Genomic DNA, 25,250 nt, shown 5'->3' with positions numbered 1-25,250 from the left:
TCGCCTTTGCCTCGCCACCAGAGTGAGAAGCAAAGACAAAGATTAAAATCAGACGTCAGAACCGCGTTGAGAGATTGAAGACGCCGAACTGAAACAGGCCACCATGCTGCCCATGGAATTCCTGTGTCTGGACGACATGGGTGTAGCTGACCTTCATACCATAGGCGATGATTGCCAGCCCGGCTTCCAGTTCACCAACAAAAGGCTGGCGGGAAACATGGCGGCTGTCGCGCCAGGTATTGCCATCCAGTGTCATGTCATGAGCCACGGCCTGACCGTCCCCACCGGCAAAGACATACCAGGCGAAGCGTCCGGTCGGGGTGTAGGCATCCCCACCCGTCAGGCCCGGTCTGATCCGGTTGGGACCGAAATCGCTCTGAAGCCCCTGCCCGATGCGGAACAGCACACCGGTCTGGCCGTACACACGCAGATTGCCGACACCGAAGGTCAGGGATGGCAGGGCATCCGTCTCCAGCCCCCAGAATTTATACATCGCCAGACGATAGGTCCGCTCGGAGGTGAACTGGATAATCGGCTCATCGCGGATCTGGTAGCCCCAGCCCTTGTTCTCGGTATCACCGATCAGGTCATGGAAGCCGTTCTGCACCTGCCGCCCCAATGCCGACGGCCCCGCCACACCCAGCGCAAGGCCAAGGATGCTGCGATTGTTATCCTTGTCCTGAATCAGGTTGAAATTCGCGGTCAGCGTCGCAGCATAGGGCCGATCATGCGGGTCCGGGTTAGTTACCTGGGTGTTGGACGGGGTGAAGATCGACTGGTCAATGCCCACGGCAATGCGCTGCATACCGTCGCCCCACAGGGCGCGGCCAACGCGGGATGCCCATTTGGGGGTCAGATCACTCGGCATCACCACGCTGACCCGCTGACCGGCAGTATAGTAGCGATCAGTCCCAGCAACGGCATCGTTTTCTATGTCGACATTGACGATCCAGCTATTATCCGGCTTCGGCGTAGCCTGAGCGGTGGAAGCACCGAACAAGGCGGGCATTGCCAGCGCACCTGCCACAGCCACTGTCGCCCACACGCTTCTGGTGCAACCGGTCATTCCATCTTCCTCAAACTATTCAGGCCCAGACGCCCTGACCGTCTGCCTTTGGGGGGATGACGGGTTCAGGCCATGAAATCACGCAGATAACAGTCCGAAGCGTATTCTGCCCATCCTTCGTTGCATGGGAAAGAGACGGAATGACGGTTTCAACCAATATGATGCAATTCAGCATCGTTCCACCCTTTGCCACGACCCAACCCTGTGATAGGAGAGCCTCAACGGAGAGGTGGCCGAGCGGTTTAAGGCAGCGGTCTTGAAAACCGCCGTACGTGCAAGCGTACCGTGGGTTCGAATCCCACCCTCTCCGCCACTTCGGTCCCCGGCTGGGCACGCCGATAGCCGCCGATTTTCCTCCTTCTGCTGCGACCAGCGTCCTGAGTAGGTCGCTCTTCGATCCCATGATGTTCCGCTCAATCCGCTCGACCATCAGGCACAGGACGGTTTGGCTGTCCTTGCCGCCTGAGATGCTGCCGAAGTGCTGCGCGACGATCACGGCGCACCCCGGCGGGTGGCACCGGCACCGTGCCCGGCTCGCGTACGCGCGACAGCAATAGAGTTAGATTCTTTGTTAGACTCTAAGTTACGAGCTGGATTCGGCGTTCTCGGCCAGAGACTTAGCTGCGGTTCGTGCGCCCGAAATCCTGATACCGTTTGCGCCCGAAGTCACGAGCGTTTCCACAGGTCCGTCAACAGGCACTTTGGACGGCGAAATGGGGCGGATGCGGAGGAGTTCGCGCCGCCCGTCGCGCCCCATGTCGAGCCGGTAGCCGGGCAGCGGCTGGCGCTGGACGATGCGGCGCAGGTCGAGCGCGAAGTCGGAGACGCGCGCGAGGCTGCCGGACTTGCTGTGCAGGTGCGCGACCTCGAACACCCAGCCGTGCGGCTGGTGGCCGGCGTGCTTGCGGGCAACACGGTAGAGCCAGCGCTCGATCCCGCCGGTCAGCTGGAAATAGGCCGGGTCGATCGTCAGGACGAGCGAGCGGTCGACGACACCGCGATAGAACCAGTCGGGCAGGACGAACTCCATGCCCTCGACGCGGCCGTCGCGGGTGGTCAGCTCCTCCCACTCGTTGATCCAGGAGAACTGGTGCCGCCGCCAATGCTCACCGTGGCGGATGGTAGTGCGGATCACGGTCGATTGCAGGCGGGCGAGCGCGCCCTTCAACAGCCGGTATTCGCGCGCGCCGGTGGCGCGGTCGATCGCGAGCAGCATCTGGTAGGGCGTGAAGCGCAGGAAGCGCGAGGTACGCAGGCCGTGATTGGCGGCGTCGACGATCTGGCTCGCCGCCCAGATCAGCACGTCGGCATCCCAGATCGTCGCCATGCCGTGCTCAGGCATGGCGTGGACCTCCACGCGCTGGCCGCCGGCCTCGTAGAGGATCGGCGCGGTGCGCTTCGCCTGGGCGAGCGAGAAGAACGGCCGCTCCATCAGGTCGCGCTGGTCGCGTGGCGCGGCGTCGCCGATCGCGACGACGAACGGGTCGAGCTGCCGGCGCTCGCTCCGGGTGGCATCGCCCGACATTCAGATCGACGCCTTCTCGGCCGCGGTCAGCGGGCGCGCCGGGAAGACGCGGGTCGCTGTCTGCTCGGAGGCCGACCTGCGCGCGCCGATAGCGGTCCATGCCTGGAGGTCTTCGACTGAATAGAGGACGAGCCCGCCGACCTTACGATAAGTCGGCCTGGTGCCGAGGTCCGGTGCTTCTCCAGCGTGCGGATCGAGATGCCGAGGAAGCGCGCGGCATCGGGCGCACGCAGATAGCGGGGTGGCAACCCCGTCTTGGGATCGATCTCCGGCGGTGCATGGCGGCCTGCCGGTGGGCGGCAGCGGGCTATGGCGAACCGTGGCGGAGAACCGGCGGCGTGTAGCGTGCCGGAATCGGCAGGGTGCAATTCCGGCACCCGGGCGCGGGGGCAGTTGAAGGGTCAGCGACGGTTTGGCAGCCGGACGGGATAGACGAGCAGGTCGCGATAGCCGCCGTGCAGGAAGCGCAGGCCATCGGCAACGAGGCGGCGCACCTGGTTCTTGCGCGGATCGCTGTCCCAATCGGCTTTGCCGCCGCGGAAACCGAGCAGCACCTTCGCGATGTCGCGGTAGCTGGCGCCGGTCAGCCGGCCGTCCAGCGCGCGCAGGACGAGGATCAGGCGGGCGCGGGTCTGCGGTGGCAGGTCGTGCCGCCGGTTACGGGGCGGGCGGCCTCGCAGGGCGAGCCAGAAGCGCACCACCGCGTCCGCGCGCAATTCGAGCAGTCGGTCCAGCGGCAGGACGACGATGTACGGTGCAGCTTCGCCTGGCGGCGGGATGGCGAGGTGGAAGCGATGGTCGGCGCCGATCGTGCGCCAGACGCCATGCCACGTTCCGTCTAGGGAGACGCGCACGTCGAGGCTGGGCAACTCGGACAGGCAGATCGGCATCGCGGCGGGATCGTCCAGCGGCAGGACGGCGCGTCGCAGCTCGAAGGCGTCAGGCAGCAGCGCGGGCCACCAGAACGGCGGTGCCTCGTCGGCGCGCCGGTTCGGGTCCGCCGCGAAATCGCAACCCCCATCGATCGGTGAACGCCGCCTGCGCCTCGACCGCCCCGCGAGGCGACGCCTTCACTCGCCGGAAGTCGCGACGATAGTCGGGATCGCGGCGAAGGAACTCCCATGCGAACCCGGCGGTCGAGATGTTTCGAGCATAGGCGTAGGTGGCCGGCGTGCGCCAATCGGTATTCGGCATGGCGTCCCCCCTTTACTGCCAGCGCAGCATCGCTGGAAAGAGGAAGCGTCATTTACTTGGGTCGAGATTTGCAGATGGTATTTGCAGATATGTAGATCGCGTTGCGCGATCGATATTGGTAAACAAGTTCTTCCATATTGGATGTATTTAATCAAGTCTTGGCGAGCCGGACGCAGCCCGGCGAGCGCGTCACTTGCGGCCATGCCGACCTTTGGGAGGCATGGCCGCCCGCCGGGGGGTGGCCGGCGGGCGATGCTCGCGATGGTGGGGCAGCCTATGCGGCTGCGCTGCGGTTCGCCTCCACCAGCCGGCGGGTGGCGGTGTGATAGTGGCCGTTGTCCAGTTCGATCCCGACCCAATCGCGTCCCAGCGCCTGTGCCGCCGCCAGCGTCGATCCCGATCCGCTGAACGGGTCCAGCACCAGTTCGCCCGGCCGGCTGAACGCCTCGATCAGCGGGCGCAGTGCCTCGACCGGCTTCTGCGTCGGGTGGAGCCTGTTTCTGCTGTACGGAAAGTCGATCACGTCGGGGATGACGCGGGCCGGCACTTTCGGATTGCCCTTGGCAAGAAGATACGCCTGTTCGTGCTCGTAGCGCAGGAACCACGACGACGACGCATACCGCTTGCGGAACCCCAGATGCCCGACGATGCGGAAACCCGCCGCGCGCCACGCCTCCATGAACAGGTCGACCTTGTTCCAGCCGTAGAAGCTGACTTCGAACACGCCGTCCTTCAACACCCGGTGCATTTCGGCGAACGCCGGCTTGAGCCAGCGCCCGTTATCGTCGTTGGCGACGCTGCGTCCCTGCCGATCGCGGTAGTTGGTGACATAGGGTGGGTCGGTCAGGATCATGTCCACCGATCCGGTATCGAACGCCTGCATCACGTCGATGCAATCGCCATTGAAGATCATGTTGCGGGGGCATTGGCGGTGTCGGTCATGGCCTTGTCCTTCGGTCTGGAGGTCAGCGCAGCACAGCGCCGCGTCTGACCTCCTGCCCCTCGGCGAGAGCGGGGGTAGCAAGGGGCAAGGGCGTCCGGGCCGGAGGGGTATCACCCGGCCTGCACGGAACGGAGGAACGACGTGGAGGAAGGCCGGGGATACCGGCCCCGACGAGCGACAGCGATCCCTTGACCCGCGCGTGGGGCAGCGCCCCTAGCAGCCTCATCAAAAAGCGCAGAAGCTATATTGAGCCACTCTCCTACCGGCGGCTCGTCGGTAACGCTCGACCCTGGGTAGCTTTTTTGGAATGAGTGGCATCGACAACGGACTAACGAATCTCGGAAGCAGCCCCGATCTATGGCATTCAAAAAGAACACCGCGACCCTGAGCGCGCCGGACTCGCCGGCAAAGCTTTTTCAGACCCTGACCCGGCGGAAGCTGCCCGATGTCATGACGCACCAGCGCGACATGCTCCGCGCCTACGGCGAGCAGATGGTCAATGAAAAGGATGTTGCCCTTCAACTGCCGACAGGAAGCGGCAAGACGTTGGTCGGTCTGTTGATTGCGGAATAGCGCCGGCGCAAGTTCAAGGAACGCGTCGTCTATCTTTGCCCGACGCGACAGCTCGTCAACCAAACTGTCGATCAGGCGCAAAACCGCTACGGGATCGATGCTGTCGGCTTTACCAGCGCGAAGAAGAATTATTCTGCGGCGTCCAAGTCGGATTACACTACTGGAGCCAAGGTCGCTGTTACCACCTATTCCAGCCTGTTCAACGTCCGCCCCTTTTTTAGCAATCCAGATGTCGTCATCATCGACGACGCCCACGCTGCCGAAAACTACATCGCCAAAATGTGGTCGCTGGAGATACCGGCTGGCGACGAGGACCATGCCGCGCTCCATGCGGCAGTCAGCGACCTCCTGCGCCCCTATCTGACCGGCCAATCCCACGCCCGCCTCACCGGCGACTGGAAAGACCCGTCGGACGCAACATGGGTGGACAAGCTGCCATCGACGGTCCTTCAAGAAATTGCGCCGAAACTCACCGACATCATCGACGCCAATTCCGATGCCAGCGACGATGTTACATTCCACTGGCAATTGCTGCGCGACCATCTGTCGTCATGTCACGTCTATCTTGCGTCGCGTGAAATCCTTATCCGCCCGTTGATACCGCCGGTCTGGGATCATGCTCCGTTCGCCAACGCCAAGCAGCGCATCTTTATGTCGGCGACATTGGGCGCCGGCGGTGATCTGGAACGACTGACCGGCACGTCGGCGATCCGGCGACTACCTGCTCCCGAAGGATTCCGCTCGGCAGGCGTCGGGCGACGCTTCTTCATCTTTCCAGGCCTGTCGCTCGAACCGGCCGAGTGCGAGAAGCTGCGGCTGAAAATGCAGAAGCTTGCCGGGCGGTCTGTCGTCCTGACGCCGAACGAGGCTGCGGCAGCGACCATCCGCGCGCAGGTGGAGGAACTCGATGGATTCGAGATTTTCAACGCTGCTGACATCGAAGATTCGAAGGAGGACTTCGTCGGTGCCGATAAGGCGGCTGCCATCATGGCTGGCCGCTTCGACGGCATCGACTTTCCTAATGACGAATGTCACCTCCTATGCCTCGACGGACTGCCGAAGGCGACCAACGCCCAGGAACGGTTCCTGATGACCAAGATGGGCGCGATGGCGCTGTTCAACGAACGGCTCCAGACGCGCGTGTTGCAAGCGGCAGGGCGCTGCACCCGTGCCCTTCAGGATCGTTCTGCGGTGTTCGTCACCGGGCACGAGTTGCTCGAATATCTGGCCGATGATCGTAACTGGGCGCATTTCCATCCGGAGCTTCAGGCCGAACTCGCATTCGGGGTCGAGCAGTCGAAGGATGTCGAGACCGATGATCTCATCGGCAATTTCAAGAGCTTTCTCGCCAATAAGAACGACTGGGCCGAGGCCAACGCTGAAATCCTCGACAATGCGAACGACTACACCCAGACGCCCTATCCGGCGATGGACATTCTCGAAAACGTCGTCGCCCACGAAGTGCGCTATTCGAAAGCGCTATGGATGGGAGACGCCGATACCGCACTCGTCGAAGCCCGGGCGATCACGGCAAAGCTGACCGCGCCAGAACTTCGCGGCTATCGTGCGCTGTGGCATTATCTGGCGGGGGCCGTCGCCTGGTCCATGTCAAAGGCCGCCAACGACGCGCACCAGCAGACGGCGCGCGAACAGTTCGGCGAGGCAATGAAGGCCGCGCCGGGTGTAGGCTGGCTGGCGCGCCTGGCGAAGGCGCAGTCGACGGATGAGGCAGCCGAGTCCGAGATCGTTGACGAGGATGCCATCGTCCAAGTCGAACGTCTCGAAGCGACGCTGCTTGCGATGGGTACGGCGAACGACCGCGCGTTCGAGAAGAAGGCCAAGCGTATCCTCAAGAACCTCGTCAAGCCGGAGACGTTCGAGGAAGGCCAGCGCGAGTTGGGCGAGCTGCTTGGGTTCACCGCCGGAAACGGGGAGTCCGATGCCGCGCCCGATCCGTGGTGGCTCGGAGAAACCAAGGGCATCGTTTTTGAGGATCATGCTAATGGCAGCGCCACGACGGTGTTCGGCGCGGAAAAAGCGAAGCAGGCCGCGATGCACCCCGACTGGATCAAGGAAAATGTGCCGGGCGCCGGTGATCTGAGCCTGACCGCAATTCTCGTCACGCCGTGCACCAAGGCCGGGATCGGCGCGAAACCGGCCCTGAAGAAAGTACTCTATTGGTCGGTCGATGATTTCCAGAAATGGGCAAAGAAGGCCATTCAGACCGTGAGGGAATTGAAAGCGAAGCTGCCGCCGCACGGCAATCTGCTCTGGAAGGATGATGCGAAGAAGCGCCTGCACAAGGATGGTCTGACCCAATCCACAATTGTCGAACGGTTGAAAAAGGCAGCCGATGCGATGGAATTCGTCGGAAAGTGATCGTTCGGGTCACGGTCGATCAGGGATCGTGACCCAATTCTTCGACGCGCAATCCCTATTTGGTCTTCGTTGCCGCATTCAGGAACATCGGGAAGAAGCTGCGTTGGTTCTTCAGCTTGATGATGTCGTTCACGGCGATCGTATTGGCCTTGCGGCGCTCGCCGCCAAACGGTGTAATTACCTCAAGGTCCGGGTTCTCGATGATCGCCGCGTGAACGTCGTCCGCGTGCGCCGGGGTAACGTTGTAGATGCTTTCGTAGAACTCCATCACGGATATCGCATCGCCTGCCTCGGTCACGAGACGGGGGATGTCGTCCAGCAATTGGGTCTTCGCTGACGCCCGTCCCCTATCGTCGAAGAGATAGAGCATCCTCTCGTCATGCCGAGGATCGTAGGACAGCATATTGAGGCCGGGCCTGCCGACGTGTGCCTGCAAGCTCGCATTGTCGTGGAGGATGTTATTGTAGACCTGCCGCGCCCGATACGCATTGGCGAAGTGGATCAGCCAGTATCGCCATCCGCCGGGATTGTTGATCGAGAACGGGCTGACATACGGAGCGCATAGGCGGAAGGCGTCGAAGACGATCTTCTCGGCCGTGCCGAGCCAGTCCTTCCGGCTCATCAGCCCGTCGAGCGCCTGCATGTCGTTGGCCGGAATACCGAGGTGGTCGAGCTGCGAGCGCAGGCGCTCGGGTTCGTCCTTCTGGAGAAACGCCAGCAAAGATGTGATGACGAAGGTGTAAAAGATTTCGGCTGCGGGCCAGGAATGCATGATGTCGAGAATCGTGCCGCGTTCGACATGGCTATGGCCACACTGGTCGAGGTTAAAGATCACGCTCCGGTAGCGGCCCTGTCCCAGCAGCGCCTTGATCTTCGGATAAGCGATCTCGAAGAAGTCGTTCAGATACTCCACCTTTAAGTGAAGCTTGGGGCAGGTCAGCGCGATGTCGGCTTGCATTGGGGCGACATGCGTTTTCAGTAGCTCGATCGCGTCGCGGCTGGCGTCGTTGAAGACGAGCAAGCACTCGACCTCGATCGCGCCAAGTCCCTGAACGACCCGCTGCGTGTTCACCGCTTCAACCGCCCGCTTCAGCTCCTCAACGAAGATCAGTGGCGAGCCGGCCGCGCCACACTGATATCGCCCGCCACCGGCAAAGCCATCGACGATGGCGAGCCGGAAACGCTCCTGCTGCGGCAACTTGCAGCGGACGGTGAGATAGTCGAACACATATTCGCGAAGGATTTTGTGCTTCCGGCGCGAATGTTCTTCGAGAACTGCGCCGTCTGCCCACTCATATCGCTTCTCGACCACACCGCCTCCCCTGTACTCAGCCCTGTTATGCGACAGCGTGTGTCACAGTCGGCATCTCATCCCAGGTCTGCCCACGATACTCGCGGCCGTTCGCCTTCTTCGACCGTTTCTTGTTGTCCTTGCCCCATGTCCCCCATTGCTTGAAGAAGAATGCGGTGCCGGCCGAGAGGCATCGAGCGTGGATTTCGTCGATCCATTCCTCGCGGATCGGACGGGCGGACTTGCCGCTTTCGCCGCCGACAATCGCCCAATGAATGCCGGTGAGATCGACCGCACCAACCCCGCCGATCAGCGGCTCGAACGAGATGAAGCGGATCGCGGCAGGCGCTTTGCGCAGATGCTCGATGCGATCCACGACATCGGCGTCCTCGATGCTGGTGCCGAGCCAGACATTTGGCAGGACTTCCCCGATCTGGCTGGCAACAAGTTCTGCCATGCGTTCGGGTCGCTTGGTGAGAATCTGATAATTGTGCCGCGGCGTGTCGCGCATTACCTGCCAGACGTCGAGGATGAAGGCGTCGCTCACCCGTTCATGGAACAGGTCGCTCATCGAGTTGACAAAGATTTTTCGGGGCTTACGCCAGCTATGCGGGATCGACAGCGCGTCGCGGTCTTCGCGCACTACGCCGTTCCAGACGGTCCGCTTGCCGGTCTTTCGGGTCAGCCCGGCATATTTGTCGACGCCCATCGCTTCGAGTCGCTTAGCCATCTCCATCGCATAGCAATGCGTGCAGCCGGCGGTGACGATCGAACATCCCGCGACGGGATTCCAAGTGGAGTCGGTCCACTCGATCTGGGTTTCAGCCATGCCGCCCTCCCGAGTAATGCCAGACGGCGTTCGACATCAGGCTGCTCCACGCAATGGATTGATGAATTGAAGCCCGGCGAAGTCCTTCTCGTTGTCGGTAACGACTACGCAATTGTTGGCATCGGCGACTGCCGCGACGATCATGTCGAGGCCGCTGCGTGGGCGGCCGGCAATCTTCCCGTCCGCCATCAGCCGCGCCCAGATCAGCCCGGCCCGGTCGTCGAACGGCAGGATGCGCCCCGCGAACAAAGCCTGCGGTCCTTCGGGACCGGCAAACCATGCATCAAGCGCCTCGCGCTTCCTGCCGGCCGGCTTTTCCAGAACGCCACGCCGGATTTCCGCGACCGTCAATGACGCAATGAATAGCGCATCGTCGCGCTGCTCCGCCATCCAGTCGAGCAGGTGGGCGGAAGGCGTCGGCTTGACGATGTTGCTGATGATGTTGGTGTCGAGCAGGTATCGCGTCACAGATCGACCCTGCGCCCTTCCTCGTGGGCGCGGCCGAGGTCGAGATCGGCGCCAACGAGCGGCGAGCGGCGCAACGCCTGAAGGATGCCGCCCTGATGCGGCGGTTCTCCGGACACGATCTGTTGGACGATCGTGCGTGCGTGCGTCGCCTCCGGGCCGTCATCGGCAAGCCGACGAGCGAGCGCGCGGATCAGTTCGCGGTCTGCGTCAAGCGCCTGAACCTCGAAACGCGCGATACCCCGCTGGGCCTGACGTGACCGATAATTGCGGATCGCTCGCTTTTGTGCGGCATTGCTCATCGCCAGCCTCCAATCATATGGCTGGATATATATCCTAGAACAGCCGTTCAAACAACGGCCGCGCGGCGTGCCTTGGCTCCTACGGTCCTTCCCTGCGATCGTCGGCGTGAGGCCGCTGGACGGTAGAAGATCGGCACGCCGCTTCCTACCTAAAAGGCAGCAAAGCCGGGGCACCGAACACGATGTCGATCGACGACTACTTCCGGGAACAGCGCCGGCTCAAAGAACTGATGGGAATCGATCAAACCGCATCAGCTATCGCGGAGGCGCATCGGGCTATGCAGCCGCTAGGTGGCCTGTTCGGCAATCGACCTCGGTCGGGACTAGAGGAAGTCGCTCTGGGCTTGCGAGACAACGCCTTGGGTAGCGTGGGCGCCTATTTGCGCGAAAAGCAGAGCTTCAGCACCCGCCTCTCCAGTGAGTTTCTGGTCGGACGCGACGCGGCTACAACTGCCACCGCACTGGCTAGACAGTATGGCGACCAAATTGGTACGCTGAACGACCGAATTCAGCGGGATTATCTTGGCGGCGGCTTCTCGGATACGCTGCGACAGGATCTGACCGCCTCGGCTATCGCGCAACGCGCCGAAATCAGTGCCATCACCCGCGCTACGAACTGGTCGTCCGGGCTGCTGGCGCGTGACGAGGCTGCGTTGTCCAGCATCCTGAAAGCGTCCGACACCGCGACTGAGGAAATGGCCAGGCTCCAGCGGATGGCGACAGGCAGCGCCAATGTGAGCGATCTGACTGCGCGGGCGAGCCGCGGGATCGAATTGTCTGCCATCCGGGACGCCACGACACTGCGGATGTCCGCCTTTGCTGGTGCGCTCGACACCTTCGGTCCACGCGCGTCGCTGGGTCAGGCTGCGTTCGATGCACTTCTTGGCACATGGCATACCCACCCCGATCTTCCGGCGGCCTTTTGGCGCGACCGACCGACGCGGGAACGCCTCTACCGTGACGCCGATGTCGATCCTGGACTGGTGGATGCCGACAGCGCCGCGGTCGTGGAGGTACTGGTCGACAGCGGCGTCGTTGAGGGCAAGCGAACGCGAACCGGGGTCAAGGCCGTAGTCGAGATCGGCCCGCTGCGGATGTCGATAACCACCGGCTGCGCCCGGCATGATGCCTTTTGCGCGATCGACGCGTTTGAGGTGGTGTTACGCGCCTATATCGCGGCGAAGCTGGAGGCACATCTGGCAGCCAAAGGCGAAGACGCCACCAAGTGGTTCACCGCACGCGTACCAGGGAATATCGTCGGCGAAGCCAAACGGACGCGGCGCGATGCCTACAAGGCGGGCGAGGATCGCCAGCCGCTCATCAACTTCACCAATCTTGGTGATCTGATCGCCGTAATCTCCACCCGACAGAATTGGGAGGAGGTGTTCGGAGCGGTGTTCGGCGATCGCGACGGGCTAAAGGTCGATCTGCAGCGCCTCAATGCACACAGGCGCCCGACGATGCACGCCCGTCCGATCGACGGACTGCGCTTGGCCGAGATCGTTCTGACAATCCGGCGCCTGATGGCGACAATGCAGGCGGATGGAGCATGGGTCGACGGGTGGGACGACGACTTGTGACATGACCGGCCCCATCGCGACAGTGTCGATACTGGCGCTCCTGCAACGAAGGAATTGCGCTTTGGAGCGTCATTGATGCTCAGCCTTCTTCGATCTTTGAGCTGACCGCTTCTATGGTCAAACGATTCAGCCGGAGAACGCAATTACGTTATGCTGGCCGCAATCGTGCTTGAGGTTCCAGTCTCGGCATGTCCATAAGCCTACAGGGAGGGGAGGTCGTGGGGATATCCATCGCATTGTGTCCGACGCGTTCATGCCGGATCCCATCAGGTTCGGTGCTAATAAGCGCGTCGCATGTCTGAAGCAGTTGGTGACGCTGGGCCAAAGCAAATCTGGCCTTCTGTCGACGACCTATGTCCGACCGAAGAAGGAGGTCCGAGCGCGCGGACCGGCTTCACCTATCAGGACGAGATTGTCGTCGGCTTCCTTATCGAAATGCTCGAAGACGTCACCGTTCTCAAGGTCCACTGCGAAACACATGAAGATGCGATTGTCATCCGTCAGGATGCGACCTCTGAAGCACTAATTGCAGAGTATGCGCAAGTTAAGGCCGAGGAGCCAGACCAGCTTTGGACAGTGGCGTTGTTGTGCGAGAAGAAAAAGACGCCCGGATCGTCGTTGTTCGAAACGTCACTTGGCCGTGACAAGCATAGTGAAATTGCGCACTTTCGAATTGTCACTCTGCGCCAGCCGGCAAAGGCGCTGAAGCCCCTGACCTATCCGTTCAAGACCGAAGCCCGAGTCCTGAAGGCAGAGGAGATGGTCGCACTTCGAGCAGAGATCGAAAAGCGGTTTCCCAACGTAAAATCGGCCAAGGGTAATGATTGCGGCTATTGGTTGCAACACTGTCGATGGGACGTCCGCAATGAGTATCAGGCGGTTGTAAACGAGAATCGGCGGAGGCTGATGACCCTTGCCGTAGCGGCCGGATGTTCGGTCTTGCTGCTCGACCAGCTCGACACGTTGCTGGAGGATCTTCGCCAAATGGCAAAGGTAGCCGGCGATGCGAAATGGAAGCCCGACCGGGCAAAAAAGATCATTACTCGAGGCCGGGTCACCGCCTGGTGGGCTGCCAAGCTTGAAGAGCTTGCTGAGGGTGCCCGGCGTGTGTCCGGCGGAAGGCTGGCCGAGAAGCTGGAGGCAGCATCGTTGCCTGCGGAGATCATTGCCTTGGCACTGGACCTTCGCCTCGACTATGCCGCGGCCGTCCGGACACCCCGTTATCAGGAAAGCGAAGAAGTCGGACAGCTACAGCGCCGTGTGAAGTCCGACGCGCTGACCCTGCGCACGCGGTTGGTCTCCGGCGCTTTGGAGGCGACCGGGCCTGTATTTCATGCCCTCTGCGTCGAGCGGATGGACGCGATCAACGCGTCCCGTCCGAAGGGCCTCGAAGACCAGTCGGCATTTCTGAAAGGCTGCCTGTACGACATCGCAGACCGCTGCCTGCTTCGCTTCGAGCCGCCTTCGGCATGAAGTCGCTCAACCGCCTCGGCGCTCAACCTGCGAGTTTGCCGCTCGCTGCCGACGACATCCTAGAGTTTCATGCCGCGCGCTTGCTTTTGCTGATGCATATCTGCGGAACGGCCGGGCGCATCGACGGCCTCACCAAGATGGCGAAGCTGGATTTCTTCACGCGCTACCCCGACTTCTTCGAAGTTGCCCGAGCAGCGGTTGGCAAAGCGCCGGAAGTGCCTGAGGGAGAGGCGGCTCAATCAGACGGTGATGCGGTGGAGGCTTCAATGGTGCGACACCACTACGGCCCGTGGGATAAGCGTTATTACCATGTGCTCGCGCATCTGGAGGCCAAGCAACTCATCCACGTCGAGAAGCAGAAGAAGTCCTATCAGATCAGCCTGACGGCCTTGGGGAAGAACCGCGCGAAGCTGCTTGTTGAACGTCCCTCATTCACCCCGCTTGTCCAGCGGCTGCGCGAGGTGAAAACCGTCTTCGGTTCACGCTCCGGAACCTTTCTCAAAGACCTAATCTATCGGCTGTTCGACGCGGAGGTTGGGCGTCGTGAAATGGGCAAGGTAATTCGCCGATGACTGCTCCCTTCCTCTCGATCCTCTCGCTCAATCGCCGCCTCGCCGGCGGTGGCAAGGAGAGCCTGAGCTTCACTCCGGGGGTGAACCTGCTCGTCGGGCGCCCAAACACCGGCAAGACCAAATGGCTTGAGACCCTGGATTTCCTGCTCGGTGACCCAGGCGCCAATCCGTTCGAAGAGGCCGAAGGCGAAGGGCTCTCGACCAAATACGACGCCGCGGCTGCGCAGATCCGGATCGGCGACGACGAAATCTGGATTTCGCGGCGGTGGACCGAACCAGGCAACCGTGGGAAGATCTTCGTCGACCAGGAGCCGATGATGGCTCGTGACTTCCAGCACTGGCTGCTGGAAAGGCTCGGCATTCCGCTCCTCAATTTTCCAAAGGGCAATCCTATGTCGGGCCAGACCTGGCCCGAACTCAGCTTTCGCATGTTGCTTCGCCATATCTACCGGCGCCAGAGCCTATGGTCGGACATCGCCGACCGCCAGCCTGAAAGCGAACAACTTGCCAGCCTCCTCCAGTTCCTTGGACTCGCCGAACATGTCTTCAGCGAGGATTACGGTCAGCTGATTAACTTGAAGATGCAGGCCGAACGCCTAGCTGTGCGGCGTGAGCATTACATCATGACGTTGAACGAGCTAACCCGCGACCTCCTGGACGAGGACGATATCCAGCTCGGCGTCAGCACCGCTACCATCGCCTCGGCGCGCCAACGGCTCGATCAGCATTTGACTCGCCTGCACCGCGAGCGGGAAGTTCTATTGTCCAATGCCGCGGACATAGCGATCGCTGAGGATCAGCGCAGTCGCATCGGCGAGCTGGGACATCTTCGCGCGGACGCGGCCGCGCGACTCGAATCCGCCGCGAAGGCCCATCAGGCAACCACGGAGCGCGGGGTAGAGCTGAAGCGGTACCGTGCCGATCTGGTGGAGGAGATCGAACGTATGGATCGCGCCGCAGACGCGGGTGCGGTACTCGCAGATCTGCGGATCACCCACTGTCCGGCATGCGACCAAGTCGTACAGCCCGCACTTGGGCACAGCGACGATTGCTTCCTCTGTCATCAGCACCTGCCACCGGAACCTGAAATCGAGGGACTGGGCGCAGCCCGGCTCCGGTTCGAGCGTGACCGCCTCGCGGCGGAACTCGCCGAGGCCGATCAGCTGCTGACGGTACTTGCCCGTGAACAGGATAAACAGTCCGCTCTTCTGGCTAGGGCAGAGTCTGAGCTACAGGCGATCGAACGGGAGCTGATACCGACCCGCACCGTCATGGGGGCACTGGTTCAGGACGGGATCACTGCCCTCGATATGGCGCTCGGCCAGCTTGATGAACGCTATCGACAGCTCTACCGAGTGGACGCGGCGCTTGCGGTCGGCGCGGACCTGACCAACCAGATTGCCAAGCTGCAAAAGAAGATCGAGCCGATCGAGGAGCGTGTCGGCAACGCAATCCGCGCCTTAGATTTCGATGCGGCGGCTGGCCTGCTCGAAGATGGCATGAACGCGTATCTTACGGCCCTGAACGGGCTTCAGCCGGGAACGTGGCGGCACAATAGCGTCCGCATTGAACTCTCCGGGCGCCAGATCCGCATTCTTGTCGGTCGGCGCCCCTGGGCCAAGGCGCTCGGAGGCACCGACTCGCTCTATTTTCTGATGGCGTATCACTATGGACTGCTGACATTGTCGCCCGCTCCTAGCTGTCATTACCCCGGCCTCACGATCGTCGATGTGCCCGGCGATTTTCTGGGCGAAGCGATCGGCGACAAGGAGAACTTCATTGTTCAGCCGTTCATCGATCTCCTCGCCACCGACGCTTTCGACGGAGCGCAGATCATCATCACGGGCGCATCGTTTGAGGGTTTGCAGGGAGGGCATTTTCAGCGACTGACTCAGGTTCACGTCGCATGACCGAATAGCGCCTGATATCCGCTGAACGACGGCCTCTTAGTTAGATTATGATCTCAAAGCCGGCGTTCCGTTCGCCCGTAGGCCCGAGTATACGACGGGGACTTAAGTGGAGACGCGAATGGCTGGTGTCGGCGTAACGGACGGTCCAATCGCGGCGCTGACCGGCAGGAATGTTTCGAAATCGGGATTTAGAGGGCTATGGTGTAGACATAGTGCTCATCCGGGTCTGGCGCGGCCCGCCATCGCTTCCTGGGTTGCACGACGTTCGTGCCAGATGTCTACACACCGTTTTATGTGGACTTTGCAGGCACAAAGGAACCGGTCAGGGATTTGGGCGTATCAGCGCGCAAAGGATTTGCTGGCCGCACCATCTCGATCAGCGCGATTGGCCGCAATCCAACAGACATACCCCGGACAAACGGGAATTGGTTTATCCGGGGCAGCCATATCAGATATTATCGATATTCAGAATAGAAGCCGTTGCAGCCCGGCTGGCACGACAGGCTTCAGCATCCTCACGCAGGTCGATCCCGTAGGTCGGAATAATCCGCTTGAGGGCCGGTAGCCACGCATCATCGGTCAGGCGATCCGCAAAGCAGGCTTCCAGCACCTCCAGCGCAATAGCCGCCGCCGTGGAGGCACCAGGAGACGCTCCCAACAGAGCCACCAATGAATGATCCGCCGCAGGCACGATTTCGGTGCCGAACTCCAGAAAGCCACCGCCATCCGGATAAGGCTTGATCACCTGCACACGCTGTCCGGCGACGGCCTCTTTCCAGTCCGCCCGTTTCGCATTCGGGAAGAAGGCCTTGAGCATTTCAAACTGGTGATGGTGCGTCTGCAGAACCTGCGCAATCAAATACTCGGTCAGCTCCATGTTATGTCGGCCAACATCGAGCAAAGGCCCGATATTATGAAGGGTAATCGAGCCGAACAGATCGGTCAGCGATCCATGCTTCAGGAACTTCGTCGAGAAACCCGCATAAGGCCCGAACAGCAGAGACGTCTTGCCGTCGATCACGCGTGTATCCAGATGCGGCACCGACATGGGCGGAGAACCGCTGGAAGCCTTGCCATACACTTTGGCATGATGACGCTGCGTGACCGCGTCCACATCGCAACGCAGCCAGATCCCGCTGACCGGGAAGCCTCCATATCCCTTTCCTTCGGGAATATTCGACTTTTGCAGCAGATCGATCGAAGCCCCCCCAGCACCGATAAAGACGAAGCCGGCGGAAACAGAATGACGTTCGCCGCTATTGACATCCTTGAAGGTGACACGCCAGCGGCCATCCGGCTCCCGATCCAGTCCCTCTACCTCGGTATTATAATGAAGGTCGAAGTCAGGCTGCGCCTTGAGATGAGCCACAAGCAGATGAGTCAGGGAGCCGTAATCCACATCGGTGCCGGTAATAATACGCGTTGCCGCAACAGGCCTGGCGGGATCACGCCCCTCCATGGTCAGGGGCGCCCATTTTTCGATCTGCGCCCCATCCTCCGTATACTCCATGCCATGATAGCAATGGTGGGCAGACATCGCCTGAAAACGCGCCTTGAGAAAAGCGACGTTTTCAGCGCCCCACACCATGCTCATATGCGGGCAGGGATGGATAAAGGCCTGTGGATCAGGAATGGCCCCCTTCGTCACCAGATAGGACCAAAGCTGGCGCGACAGATCGAACTCTGTATTGACCTTGAGCGCCTGGGTAATTTCCACCGTACCATCAGGACGCTGAGGCGTATAATTCAGCTCGCAATTGGCTGCATGCCCCGTACCTGCATTGTTCCATGATTGCGAGCTTTCCTGCCCGCAATCACTGAGGCGCTCGAACATCATCATGCTGTAGGACGGGTTGAGTTCCTTCAGCAGGGTGCCAAAGGTTGCACCCATGATACCGGCGCCGATCAGGACAATATCAGGACGTACATTGGCAGGGCTGGTCATTCAGCAGATTCCTTGTGAGGCACGGGAGTGAAACGGAGATCTTCGGATTCTTCATAAACCACATAAGCCCGGCGCCAGGGATCATCTCCGATCAGCCGCCATTTATGGCCTGAGCCGCTGTTATCCTGTGCCAGCAGAATATCGCCCGGGCGTATGGTGAAGGTCGCACCGGATTTGGTTTCAAATTCAAGCGTCCCGGAAAGAGTGATCACGAAACGCGGCACCGGATCCTGATGCCATTCATAGGATCCACCGGACTTTGTCTCCTGAAAGGAGATATATTGAGTCTTGATCGGAAGCCCCACAAAGTCACCGCGCGCGCCCTCCTTGAGGGTGATGACTCCTTCCTCGAAGAGTGAATTGCCATCCGGACCGGTCCACATTCTGACGCATCGGATCATATCGCTGCCTCACTTAAACTGCTTACAAAATCATCAAAATCAAAGTCGTACGACACGACATTTGAATAAAAACGCGGTCAGTCATCTCGCAATGTGCCGTGCCCTGTATGCGTCATAGGTGTGTTTCGGCACCACGATTGCAACGGTCATCGCAGCAACCACCAGAAGCGCGGTCAGCCCATCCGTGAGCGTTCCCTCCAGCAGAGTGGTCACGTCTGCGGAAGAAGCATGCTGCAAAGCCAAAAGCCCTGCAAACATACGGAACACAAAAACACCCGGCATAAGTGACACCACCGATGCAAAACCAATTCCAGCGAACGGAATATGATGGCGTCTGGCAACCGGCATCAACACAATGGAGGCAACAAATCCCGCAACGCTGGCGCCAATGACTGGCCCGGCCCCGAACAGGGCCATTGCGATCCAGCGGGCAGTGTCTGCCGCAATGGCCGTAACAACAGGCCAGCCAAGCAGACGAAGAGGCATTGAGAAAAATACACTATAGCAGGCCGCTGCGACTCCTCCGGCCAAAGCGGTTATCCACAGGGCAACCTCCCGACCGGCAGGCATGGGCGGCAAGGTGACGCCACACAGGAACAATCCCGTCAGCAGCCCGGCACTGATGGCCAGCAGAATCATCCCGGCAAAGCTCAGCCTCGCTATGCCAAGTGGCATCCGGTTACCCAGCAGGTCGAGGGTTCCATTGAGAAGAAACGGTCCGGGAACCAGCACCATACACGGACATACCGCGATCAGCCGCAATTCTGAACTCAGATTCAGTCGCGTTGCAACAGCACCGATCACGCCTGCCAGCAAAGCGGCGCAAAAACTCTGCACCAGCCCATTTCCCCCTGCACGGGCAATAAAACGGCGTAGATAAGCCCCTGTCCCTGCGCTGCAGCCCGTCAGGATAACAGAAAAGAAATGAGAGATACCGAATGTAACGGAAAGCGCGGCTGCCCCAATAGCACAGGCAAACGCAAAAAAATGATCTGGAGAAACTGGCAGGTTTCTGGCTTTGGCAAGCTGTCCCCTCGCGGTTTCAGGATCAAGCTGCCCATCAATCAGGGCCTCGGCCACATGGCTGGTTGCAGCAACCCGGTCGATTACAACGGCATCAGGCGTGGCAGGCAGAATATGCGGATGAAAATTGTCTATAGCGGATGAATTGCGCAGCAACAGAAATCCCCATTGAGGGATGACTGACATCGCCTGACCGAGACTGGCACCAAGGCGGGCTACCAGCTGGATCGTCTCTTCGCTTTCCTGACCATTTGTATGCACAATGGTCGCAATATCAGCGACCAATCCTGTGACATCCGCATTTCCATCATCCAGAATATTATTCTTCCTCCAGATAAAGTCAGCAGCCACCAGCATATCCTGTAAGTTTTTGTTAACAATAAATTGGAGCCTGACTTTACCTATAGTGCCACACGGAAAGCCTGTACGACGATAAGGGAGTGCTTAATTTTATAAATTTTTCTTTTTAGAAAGCCGTGAATATGCAGCAATTTACGCTACTATAGCCTCATGGCATCCTCCATAGGCCGCTAATTTCCAGTGGGAAAAAATACCGACATGAGCAATCCCCCCTCCTCGTCTGATACTGACCAGAATCCTGTCTACAAAGACGTCCCGATCGGCCTTGATGCCCCCGGCGAGCGCCAGGAATTTGATTCCATGGGTACCGTGATGGTCCCGGCAAATCGCTACTGGGGTGCACAAACACAGAGGTCGCTGAAGCACTTCTCCATCGGCAACGATAAAATGCCGAAAGAAGTTTATCACGCTTACGGTTACGTCAAGAAAGCAGCCGCCATCGTGAATACCAAGGCCGGACGGCTTGCAGACTGGCGCGCCAAGGTCATCATTCAGGCGGCCGAGGAAACCATTGCCGGCAAGCTGGATGACAATTTTCCGCTTTATGTCTGGCAGACGGGCTCCGGCACCCAGTCAAACATGAACGTCAATGAAGTCCTGTCCAACCGTGCGATCCAGCTTCTGGGGGGTACGCTGGGTGCGCAGGCTCCGGTTCACCCTAACGATCACGTGAATATGGGCCAGTCGTCCAACGACACGTTCCCGACTGCAATGCATATTGCAACCGTACTGGAACTGGATACCGTCCTGCTGCCGCAGGCTGAAGCCTTCGCGGCTTCGCTTGAAGCCAAGGCGAGCCAGTGGATGAACGTGGTCAAGACAGGTCGCACCCACCTTCAGGATGCCGTACCGCTGACCGTTGGTCAGGAATGGTCCGGCTACGCCCAACAGGTACGGGATGCCATTGCCAATGTCGTCGCCTCCAAAGCGGGTCTGTACAAGCTGGCTGCCGGTGGTACCGCCGTGGGAACCGGCCTGAATGCGCCGAAGGGCTTCGGGCATGATATTGCTCAGACAATTGCTGAACTGACGGGCAAACCCTTCATCACCGCGCCGAACAAGTTCTCGGCTCAGGGCTCGCTCGACGCAATGGTGGCTACCTCGGCTGCCCTGCGTGGACTGGCGGTCGCGCTGATGAAGATCGCTAACGATATTCGCTGGCTTGCCTCCGGCCCACGCTGCGGATTGGGTGAATTGCTGTTGCCGCAGAACGAGCCGGGTTCCTCCATCATGCCCGGTAAGGTCAATCCGACCCAGTGTGAAGCCATGGTCATGGTCTGCATCCAGGTGATCGGCGAAGACAATGCGGTCGCGTTCGCAGGCAGTCAGGGTAATTTTGAACTGAATGCCATGCGCCCGATCATCATCAATAATGTGCTGCATTCCGCGCGTATCCTCGGCGATATGTGCGAAAAGATGCGCGTTTACTCGATTGAAGGCACGGAACTGAACCGCGCACGCATCGACGCGAGCGTTGATCAGTCCCTGATGCTGGTCACTGCCCTGTCTCCGGTCATCGGCTACGACAATGCGGCCCATATCGCCGAAGCGGCGAATGCTGATGGTTCAACGCTCCGGGAAGCAGCGCTCAAATCCGGCAAAGTGGACGAGGCAACGTTCAATCGGGTGGTCGATCCGCAGAAGCTGGTCGGTGAAGGCGTCGCAGGCGCCTGAAGCTGATATCCTCGATTCGGTCGGGTGCGTGCTGCTGCGCACCCGGTTGAAACAGGGACAACCCCCGACTTTCTGCAGACAATGCGTCTGTCGTTCTGACTATTTGGCGGAGGGGAACTATATGTTCCCCTTTGTTCTAAGGATTGACTGGAGACTCATGCCGACAACTTCAGCCCGGAGATGGCCATGCGTCGATGTGACACTGTCGAACCAGCAGAAACCGGGCCATGTCTTTGTCACAGCCCGGGATTTGCCAGGCTCAATGCGCTGGTTGAAGCGAAGTTCTCCCGCCGCTCTTTTCTGGCCGGTGCATCCGCCATGCTGGGCGGAGCTTCTCTGTACCTGACAGAAGCCTCAGCCGCGATTCCCGCCCCTCCCGCAGCTCCGGTCGTGTTCAGGAATATCCAGCTTTTCGATGGTGTTTCCAAAACGCTACAATCAGGGCGGCAACTTGTCGTCAAAGGTACTCTGATCGACGCGATCGAGCCGAATGGCACGCCCATACCGGACGAGGCCATTCTTATCGACGGTCACGGCGGAACACTGATGCCGGGTCTGATCGACGCACATTGGCACGCCATGATGGCAGCCTTACCCATGAACGAGTTGATGACAGCCGATATCGGCTACATCACTCTGATCGCAGCGGAGGAAGCGCACAGAACCCTGTTGCGAGGCTTCACCAGCATCAGGGATATGGCCGGTCCAAGCTTTGCACTCAAACGGGCCATTGATAGCGGGCTGAATGCAGGCCCTCGGATCTGGCCATCCGGTGCGATGATTTCACAGACCTCCGGCCATGGTGATTTCCGTTTTCCATACGAAATACCATCCCCGCCGGCAGCCCCCCTCTCCCACAGCGAAACGCTGGGCGCCGATATGATCTCTGATGGTGTCGATCAGGTGCTCAAGCGGGTTCGGGAGCAGTTGATGCTCGGTGCCAGTCAGGTCAAACTGGCAGCAGGCGGCGGCGTGACATCACATTATGATCCGCTTGATGTCAGCCAGTATACCGAAGCCGAATTCAGGGCTGCCGTTGCCTGCGCCGAGAACTGGAATACGTATGTAACCGTCCATGCCTACACCTCCCGTGCGATCCAGACCGCGGTGCATAGCGGCGTACGCTGCGTCGAGCATGGTCAGTTGATGGATGAAACAACTGCAAGACTGCTGGCGGAAAAAGATGTCTGGCTCTGCCTGCAGGCTTTCCTCGACAATCAATTTGCCAATCCCCACCCGGAAGGATCAAAAAATCGCGCCAAGCAGCTTGCCATGTTTGCTGGCACGGATCGCGCATATCAACTGGCCCGGCACTATAAAATCAAGACCGCTTGGGGTACAGATATCCTGTTCAATCCGACCATGACCAAAAATCAGGGTGCTATTCTGACCACGCTGTCTCGCTGGTACGACAATGCAGACATTCTGCGCATGGCAACCGGTACTAATGGCACATTGCTGCAATTATGCGGCCCACGCAGCCCTTATCCGGGTAAAATCGGCGTGCTGGAAAAAGGAGCCTATGCCGATCTTCTGCTGGTGGATGGCAATCCGCTTACAGACATTACGCTGATTGCCAATCCAGACAGGAATTTCAAAATTATTATGAAAGACGGTCGTTTTTACAAGAATACGCTCGCGGCATAAACCGTCTCCATTGACCGTCAGCGTGTTCCGGCGCGCAGATTATGGGCCAGACCCAGCATCGCTACACCACCGATCAGCAGATCGATCCCGATCAAAGTGCCCACCAGTGCAATACCGGTTGTTGCACTACTGAAAGCAATCATCAGAGCCAGCACCCAGTCGACAATACCGGAGATAACCAGCCACCACCACCGTCCGGCGTTGATCTGGCGCGCGGTCGTGGCGATCATGATTGAGGATACGCCGTCCATCATAAGCCATGCCGCGATCAGCCAGGACAGGGCTACAGCCATCCCGGCGGGAAACAGCACCACGACCAATCCGACCAGAATCGCAGCCAGTGAGGACAGAAGCCCCCCTGCCAGATGCAGATGAGGACGGCTGGCGAGCGTGCTGATCAGTCCCATCACGCCGATGATGAACAGAAGCCATCCGATCATGCCGGCTGTGAATATCCCAGCCAGAACCGGCACCAGCAAGGCTCCGATGCCGAGAATGAGCAACAGGATACCTTCCAGAGTAAGAATGCCTGAGCCGGCACGCGACAGCCCTGAAAAAACCGGGCCGGAAGAAGGTGAAGGAGGAAAGGAACCGCTCATCGACAGAATGCTCCGGAATGTTTTGTGCAGGATGGCATTAATCCTCCGACAACGGCACAGTTTTATTCTGTATAATTTCCTTTCCTTCTGCATGGCCGAAGCCTGACGTGAAGCGTCATGCCAACACCTGACATATTTTAACAAAATATATTTTTATGGTTTTACGCGCCTTTAATTGGCAACGTAGTTGCCACAGTACTATTTAAGACTCAGACATAGCTCGACACCCCTGGAGGCCCCTCATGGTGGCACATCGTCTTTCCATCGCGCTGGCAGCCCTGACCTTTCTGGCCTGTGGTGTTTCCACAGCGCCTGATGCACAGGCACGCGCAAAACACAGCACATCCATTTCAGCAGATGGAAAAGGGCAAGGGATGAACATTCCCTCCACCCAGCAAAGCCCCGTTACAGATGATGATGAACCGGATTTCAGCATCTTCGGGGTGCCGGTACGCATTTCCTCGCCCGTAGCCAAGCCATATCAGAACACCTCGTTCCAGACTTATCAGGGGAGTGCCATGACATCACAGGATGCCCTGCTCTCCGATACCATCCCGAATATCGACGACTGGACTCCTTGATTTCTGCCAGAACGCTGCGCAAAAAACCCGCTATGACCGAGCGTGAGCATCACCCGGATGACCGTGAAGGCGATTTCGCACGCCCACCCGACCCCTCTGCCAAAAGACGCGCGCGGGAGGCAGAGGCTCTTCGTGCCAACCTTCTGCGCCGCAAGGCCCAGCAACGCGCCCGTCAGGCTGCTTCCCCCTCCCCCATGACTGCTGTAACGGCGGCCAGCGAGACGTCCGAAGAAAGCCCCCTGTTGTCCCCGCCACGCGGGTGAGATAGACCCCGACAATACGTGCGGGGAGTTCATCGCCATGTCCATAATGCCCGATCACTGGATTCGTCAGATGGCGACCGGTCACGGCATGATCGAGCCATTCGTCGAAACGCAGAAGCGGGACGGTGTGATCAGCTACGGCCTGTCCAGCTACGGTTATGATGCCCGCGTAGCCGATGAATTCAAAATCTTCACCAATGTGGATTCAGCAGTCGTTGATCCCAAGGCGTTCAGCCCGGCAAGCTTCGTGGATCGGAAAGGCCCGGTCTGCATCATCCCCCCCAACAGCTTTGCGCTAGCCCACACCGTAGAATATTTCAGAATTCCGCGAGACGTTCTGGTGATCTGTCTGGGTAAATCCACTTATGCACGCTGCGGCATCATCGTGAATGTTACACCGCTGGAGCCGGAATGGGAGGGGCAGGTCACGATTGAGATCAGCAACACCACTCCCCTGCCCGCCCGTATTTACGCAGGCGAAGGCATTTGCCAGTTCCTGTTTCTACGCGGCGACAGCGACTGCGAGACCAGCTATGCCGACAAGGCAGGCAAATATATGGGACAACGGGGCGTCTCCCTGCCCCGTATGTAAGGTGCTCTATTCTCGCACGGCACTCTCATCTGCCATCCCGGCAGGAATAATCGCGTCATGAAC

General features: G+C 59.7%; 24 protein-coding genes, 1 tRNA gene and 2 pseudogenes. 12 read left to right on the top strand and 15 right to left on the bottom strand.

Annotation, left to right across the window (positions count from 1 at the left end):
• Window positions 1-55: 55 nt before the first annotated feature.
• Window positions 56-1,066, bottom strand: coding sequence for a lipid A deacylase LpxR family protein (locus GbCGDNIH6_RS05485; RefSeq protein WP_072563130.1), 1,011 nt, complete (start codon window positions 1,064-1,066; stop codon window positions 56-58).
• A gap of 223 nt (window positions 1,067-1,289) precedes the next feature.
• Here GbCGDNIH6_RS05485 and GbCGDNIH6_RS05480 point away from each other — a divergent pair.
• A tRNA-Ser gene (locus GbCGDNIH6_RS05480) sits at window positions 1,290-1,379 on the top strand.
• Window positions 1,380-1,649: 270 nt separating this feature from the next.
• On the opposite strand, the gene GbCGDNIH6_RS05475 is transcribed toward GbCGDNIH6_RS05480, so the two are convergent.
• From GbCGDNIH6_RS05475 to GbCGDNIH6_RS12345, 6 genes and pseudogenes are all read right to left on the bottom strand, one after another.
• On the bottom strand, window positions 1,650-2,591 hold the full coding sequence (locus GbCGDNIH6_RS05475; protein WP_232449990.1) for a replication initiator protein A: 942 nt from the start codon (window positions 2,589-2,591) through the stop codon (window positions 1,650-1,652).
• Window positions 2,592-2,857 (bottom strand): annotated as a pseudogene (locus tag GbCGDNIH6_RS12635) (helix-turn-helix transcriptional regulator). It lies immediately after the preceding gene.
• Window positions 2,858-2,992: 135 nt separating this feature from the next.
• Window positions 2,993-3,481, bottom strand: coding sequence for a DUF2285 domain-containing protein (locus tag GbCGDNIH6_RS05465; protein ID WP_072563129.1), 489 nt, complete (start codon window positions 3,479-3,481; stop codon window positions 2,993-2,995).
• Between the two features lie 49 nt (window positions 3,482-3,530).
• Window positions 3,531-3,785 carry a transcriptional regulator domain-containing protein gene (locus GbCGDNIH6_RS12155; protein WP_198355817.1) on the bottom strand — a complete coding sequence of 85 codons (255 nt, stop codon included), beginning with the start codon at window positions 3,783-3,785 and terminating at the stop codon, window positions 3,531-3,533.
• Between the two features lie 274 nt (window positions 3,786-4,059).
• Window positions 4,060-4,698 carry a DNA methyltransferase gene (locus tag GbCGDNIH6_RS05460; protein ID WP_072563128.1) on the bottom strand — a complete coding sequence of 213 codons (639 nt, stop codon included), beginning with the start codon at window positions 4,696-4,698 and terminating at the stop codon, window positions 4,060-4,062.
• A 52-nt stretch (window positions 4,699-4,750) separates the two neighbouring features.
• On the bottom strand, window positions 4,751-4,954 hold the full coding sequence (locus tag GbCGDNIH6_RS12345; RefSeq protein WP_157692332.1) for a hypothetical protein: 204 nt from the start codon (window positions 4,952-4,954) through the stop codon (window positions 4,751-4,753).
• Between the two features lie 419 nt (window positions 4,955-5,373).
• Between GbCGDNIH6_RS12345 and GbCGDNIH6_RS12725 the strand changes: the two are divergent.
• Window positions 5,374-5,505 (top strand): annotated as a pseudogene (locus GbCGDNIH6_RS12725) (hypothetical protein); the annotation flags it as partial.
• Window positions 5,506-5,580: 75 nt separating this feature from the next.
• The gene (locus GbCGDNIH6_RS05455; RefSeq protein WP_198355815.1) at window positions 5,581-7,680 is read left to right on the top strand and encodes a helicase C-terminal domain-containing protein; all 2,100 of its coding nucleotides are present in this window, start codon (window positions 5,581-5,583) and stop codon (window positions 7,678-7,680) included.
• 55 nt (window positions 7,681-7,735) lie between these two features.
• Here the strand turns inward: GbCGDNIH6_RS05455 and GbCGDNIH6_RS05450 are convergent, their stop codons facing one another.
• From GbCGDNIH6_RS05450 to GbCGDNIH6_RS05435, 4 genes are read right to left on the bottom strand one after another with little or no spacing between them, the layout of a single operon-like run.
• Complete coding sequence (locus tag GbCGDNIH6_RS05450) at window positions 7,736-8,992, bottom strand: three-Cys-motif partner protein TcmP (RefSeq protein WP_072563127.1); 1,257 nt, start codon at window positions 8,990-8,992, stop codon at window positions 7,736-7,738.
• A 25-nt stretch (window positions 8,993-9,017) separates the two neighbouring features.
• The gene (locus tag GbCGDNIH6_RS05445; protein WP_072563126.1) at window positions 9,018-9,800 is read right to left on the bottom strand and encodes a DUF5131 family protein; all 783 of its coding nucleotides are present in this window, start codon (window positions 9,798-9,800) and stop codon (window positions 9,018-9,020) included.
• 36 nt (window positions 9,801-9,836) lie between these two features.
• Entirely contained in the window at window positions 9,837-10,268 is a 432-nt protein-coding gene (locus GbCGDNIH6_RS05440) for a type II toxin-antitoxin system VapC family toxin (RefSeq protein WP_072563125.1), read from the bottom strand.
• On the bottom strand, window positions 10,265-10,567 hold the full coding sequence (locus tag GbCGDNIH6_RS05435) for a hypothetical protein (RefSeq protein WP_072563124.1): 303 nt from the start codon (window positions 10,565-10,567) through the stop codon (window positions 10,265-10,267). The genes GbCGDNIH6_RS05440 and GbCGDNIH6_RS05435 overlap by 4 nt, the downstream gene beginning before the upstream one ends.
• A 182-nt stretch (window positions 10,568-10,749) precedes the next feature.
• On the opposite strand from GbCGDNIH6_RS05435, the gene GbCGDNIH6_RS05430 reads away from it, so the two are divergent.
• The 4 genes from GbCGDNIH6_RS05430 (at window position 10,750) to GbCGDNIH6_RS05415 (ending at window position 16,102) form a co-directional block, all read left to right on the top strand.
• Window positions 10,750-12,147, top strand: coding sequence for a hypothetical protein (locus GbCGDNIH6_RS05430; protein ID WP_072563123.1), 1,398 nt, complete (start codon window positions 10,750-10,752; stop codon window positions 12,145-12,147).
• 294 nt (window positions 12,148-12,441) lie between these two features.
• Window positions 12,442-13,620, top strand: a complete 1,179-nt coding sequence (locus GbCGDNIH6_RS05425; RefSeq protein WP_072563122.1) for a dsDNA nuclease domain-containing protein — start codon at window positions 12,442-12,444, stop codon at window positions 13,618-13,620.
• Window positions 13,617-14,192: a hypothetical protein gene (locus tag GbCGDNIH6_RS05420; protein WP_072563121.1), complete on the top strand. Its 576-nt coding sequence runs from the start codon at window positions 13,617-13,619 to the stop codon at window positions 14,190-14,192. The genes GbCGDNIH6_RS05425 and GbCGDNIH6_RS05420 overlap by 4 nt, the downstream gene beginning before the upstream one ends.
• Window positions 14,189-16,102, top strand: a complete 1,914-nt coding sequence (locus GbCGDNIH6_RS05415; protein WP_072563120.1) for a coiled-coil domain-containing protein — start codon at window positions 14,189-14,191, stop codon at window positions 16,100-16,102. Before GbCGDNIH6_RS05420 ends, GbCGDNIH6_RS05415 begins: the two co-directional genes overlap by 4 nt.
• A gap of 448 nt (window positions 16,103-16,550) precedes the next feature.
• Here the strand turns inward: GbCGDNIH6_RS05415 and mqo are convergent, their stop codons facing one another.
• The 3 genes from mqo to GbCGDNIH6_RS05400 all read right to left on the bottom strand — a co-directional run bounded on the left by mqo (window position 16,551) and on the right by GbCGDNIH6_RS05400 (window position 19,822).
• On the bottom strand, window positions 16,551-18,047 hold the full coding sequence (gene mqo, locus GbCGDNIH6_RS05410; protein ID WP_072563119.1) for a malate dehydrogenase (quinone): 1,497 nt from the start codon (window positions 18,045-18,047) through the stop codon (window positions 16,551-16,553).
• Window positions 18,044-18,448, bottom strand: coding sequence for a cupin domain-containing protein (locus GbCGDNIH6_RS05405; protein WP_011631750.1), 405 nt, complete (start codon window positions 18,446-18,448; stop codon window positions 18,044-18,046). The genes mqo and GbCGDNIH6_RS05405 overlap by 4 nt, the downstream gene beginning before the upstream one ends.
• An 81-nt stretch (window positions 18,449-18,529) precedes the next feature.
• Window positions 18,530-19,822 carry a threonine/serine exporter family protein gene (locus GbCGDNIH6_RS05400; protein ID WP_198355814.1) on the bottom strand — a complete coding sequence of 431 codons (1,293 nt, stop codon included), beginning with the start codon at window positions 19,820-19,822 and terminating at the stop codon, window positions 18,530-18,532.
• 207 nt (window positions 19,823-20,029) lie between these two features.
• On the opposite strand from GbCGDNIH6_RS05400, the gene fumC reads away from it, so the two are divergent.
• Complete coding sequence (fumC, locus tag GbCGDNIH6_RS05395; RefSeq protein ID WP_025319060.1) at window positions 20,030-21,505, top strand: class II fumarate hydratase; 1,476 nt, start codon at window positions 20,030-20,032, stop codon at window positions 21,503-21,505.
• A 186-nt stretch (window positions 21,506-21,691) separates the two neighbouring features.
• Window positions 21,692-23,152 (top strand): metal-dependent hydrolase family protein, encoded by a 1,461-nt coding sequence (locus GbCGDNIH6_RS05390; RefSeq protein ID WP_232449988.1) that lies wholly within the window; start codon window positions 21,692-21,694, stop codon window positions 23,150-23,152.
• A 17-nt stretch (window positions 23,153-23,169) separates the two neighbouring features.
• On the opposite strand, the gene GbCGDNIH6_RS05385 is transcribed toward GbCGDNIH6_RS05390, so the two are convergent.
• Window positions 23,170-23,751 (bottom strand): HdeD family acid-resistance protein, encoded by a 582-nt coding sequence (locus tag GbCGDNIH6_RS05385; protein WP_072563117.1) that lies wholly within the window; start codon window positions 23,749-23,751, stop codon window positions 23,170-23,172.
• A 242-nt stretch (window positions 23,752-23,993) separates the two neighbouring features.
• Here GbCGDNIH6_RS05385 and GbCGDNIH6_RS05380 point away from each other — a divergent pair, with 242 nt between their 5' ends.
• The 3 genes from GbCGDNIH6_RS05380 to dcd are packed head-to-tail and all read left to right on the top strand — an operon-like array spanning window position 23,994 to window position 25,187.
• Entirely contained in the window at window positions 23,994-24,332 is a 339-nt protein-coding gene (locus GbCGDNIH6_RS05380; RefSeq protein ID WP_072563116.1) for a hypothetical protein, read from the top strand.
• 32 nt (window positions 24,333-24,364) lie between these two features.
• Entirely contained in the window at window positions 24,365-24,595 is a 231-nt protein-coding gene (locus tag GbCGDNIH6_RS05375) for a hypothetical protein (RefSeq protein WP_157692331.1), read from the top strand.
• Window positions 24,596-24,632: 37 nt separating this feature from the next.
• A complete protein-coding gene (dcd, locus tag GbCGDNIH6_RS05370) occupies window positions 24,633-25,187 on the top strand; it encodes a dCTP deaminase (RefSeq protein WP_072563114.1) in 555 nt (184 codons plus the stop codon).
• Window positions 25,188-25,250: the final 63 nt, after the last annotated feature.

Source organism: Granulibacter bethesdensis (genome assembly GCF_001889525.1).
GTDB classification, from domain to species: Bacteria; Pseudomonadota; Alphaproteobacteria; order Acetobacterales; family Acetobacteraceae; genus Granulibacter; species Granulibacter bethesdensis_C.
The sequence above is the reverse complement of the archived record's forward strand: the minus strand, read 5'-3'. Positions and strand labels throughout refer to the sequence as shown.

Coding starts and splice junctions, on each gene's coding strand:
- GbCGDNIH6_RS05485 (WP_072563130.1), bottom strand. CDS start 1,066: ATGACCGGTTGCACCAGAAGCGTGTGGGCGACAGTGGCTGTGGCAGGT.
- GbCGDNIH6_RS05475 (WP_232449990.1), bottom strand. CDS start 2,591: ATGTCGGGCGATGCCACCCGGAGCGAGCGCCGGCAGCTCGACCCGTTC.
- GbCGDNIH6_RS05465 (WP_072563129.1), bottom strand. CDS start 3,481: ATGCCGATCTGCCTGTCCGAGTTGCCCAGCCTCGACGTGCGCGTCTCC.
- GbCGDNIH6_RS12155 (WP_198355817.1), bottom strand. CDS start 3,785: ATGCCGAATACCGATTGGCGCACGCCGGCCACCTACGCCTATGCTCGA.
- GbCGDNIH6_RS05460 (WP_072563128.1), bottom strand. CDS start 4,698: ATGATCTTCAATGGCGATTGCATCGACGTGATGCAGGCGTTCGATACC.
- GbCGDNIH6_RS12345 (WP_157692332.1), bottom strand. CDS start 4,954: ATGAGGCTGCTAGGGGCGCTGCCCCACGCGCGGGTCAAGGGATCGCTG.
- GbCGDNIH6_RS05455 (WP_198355815.1), top strand. CDS start 5,581: ATGTGGTCGCTGGAGATACCGGCTGGCGACGAGGACCATGCCGCGCTC.
- GbCGDNIH6_RS05445 (WP_072563126.1), bottom strand. CDS start 9,800: ATGGCTGAAACCCAGATCGAGTGGACCGACTCCACTTGGAATCCCGTC.
- GbCGDNIH6_RS05435 (WP_072563124.1), bottom strand. CDS start 10,567: ATGAGCAATGCCGCACAAAAGCGAGCGATCCGCAATTATCGGTCACGT.
- GbCGDNIH6_RS05430 (WP_072563123.1), top strand. CDS start 10,750: ATGTCGATCGACGACTACTTCCGGGAACAGCGCCGGCTCAAAGAACTG.
- GbCGDNIH6_RS05425 (WP_072563122.1), top strand. CDS start 12,442: ATGTCTGAAGCAGTTGGTGACGCTGGGCCAAAGCAAATCTGGCCTTCT.
- GbCGDNIH6_RS05420 (WP_072563121.1), top strand. CDS start 13,617: ATGAAGTCGCTCAACCGCCTCGGCGCTCAACCTGCGAGTTTGCCGCTC.
- GbCGDNIH6_RS05415 (WP_072563120.1), top strand. CDS start 14,189: ATGACTGCTCCCTTCCTCTCGATCCTCTCGCTCAATCGCCGCCTCGCC.
- mqo (WP_072563119.1), bottom strand. CDS start 18,047: ATGACCAGCCCTGCCAATGTACGTCCTGATATTGTCCTGATCGGCGCC.
- GbCGDNIH6_RS05405 (WP_011631750.1), bottom strand. CDS start 18,448: ATGATCCGATGCGTCAGAATGTGGACCGGTCCGGATGGCAATTCACTC.
- fumC (WP_025319060.1), top strand. CDS start 20,030: ATGAGCAATCCCCCCTCCTCGTCTGATACTGACCAGAATCCTGTCTAC.
- GbCGDNIH6_RS05390 (WP_232449988.1), top strand. CDS start 21,692: ATGCGTCGATGTGACACTGTCGAACCAGCAGAAACCGGGCCATGTCTT.
- GbCGDNIH6_RS05385 (WP_072563117.1), bottom strand. CDS start 23,751: ATGAGCGGTTCCTTTCCTCCTTCACCTTCTTCCGGCCCGGTTTTTTCA.
- GbCGDNIH6_RS05380 (WP_072563116.1), top strand. CDS start 23,994: ATGGTGGCACATCGTCTTTCCATCGCGCTGGCAGCCCTGACCTTTCTG.
- GbCGDNIH6_RS05375 (WP_157692331.1), top strand. CDS start 24,365: ATGACCGAGCGTGAGCATCACCCGGATGACCGTGAAGGCGATTTCGCA.
- dcd (WP_072563114.1), top strand. CDS start 24,633: ATGTCCATAATGCCCGATCACTGGATTCGTCAGATGGCGACCGGTCAC.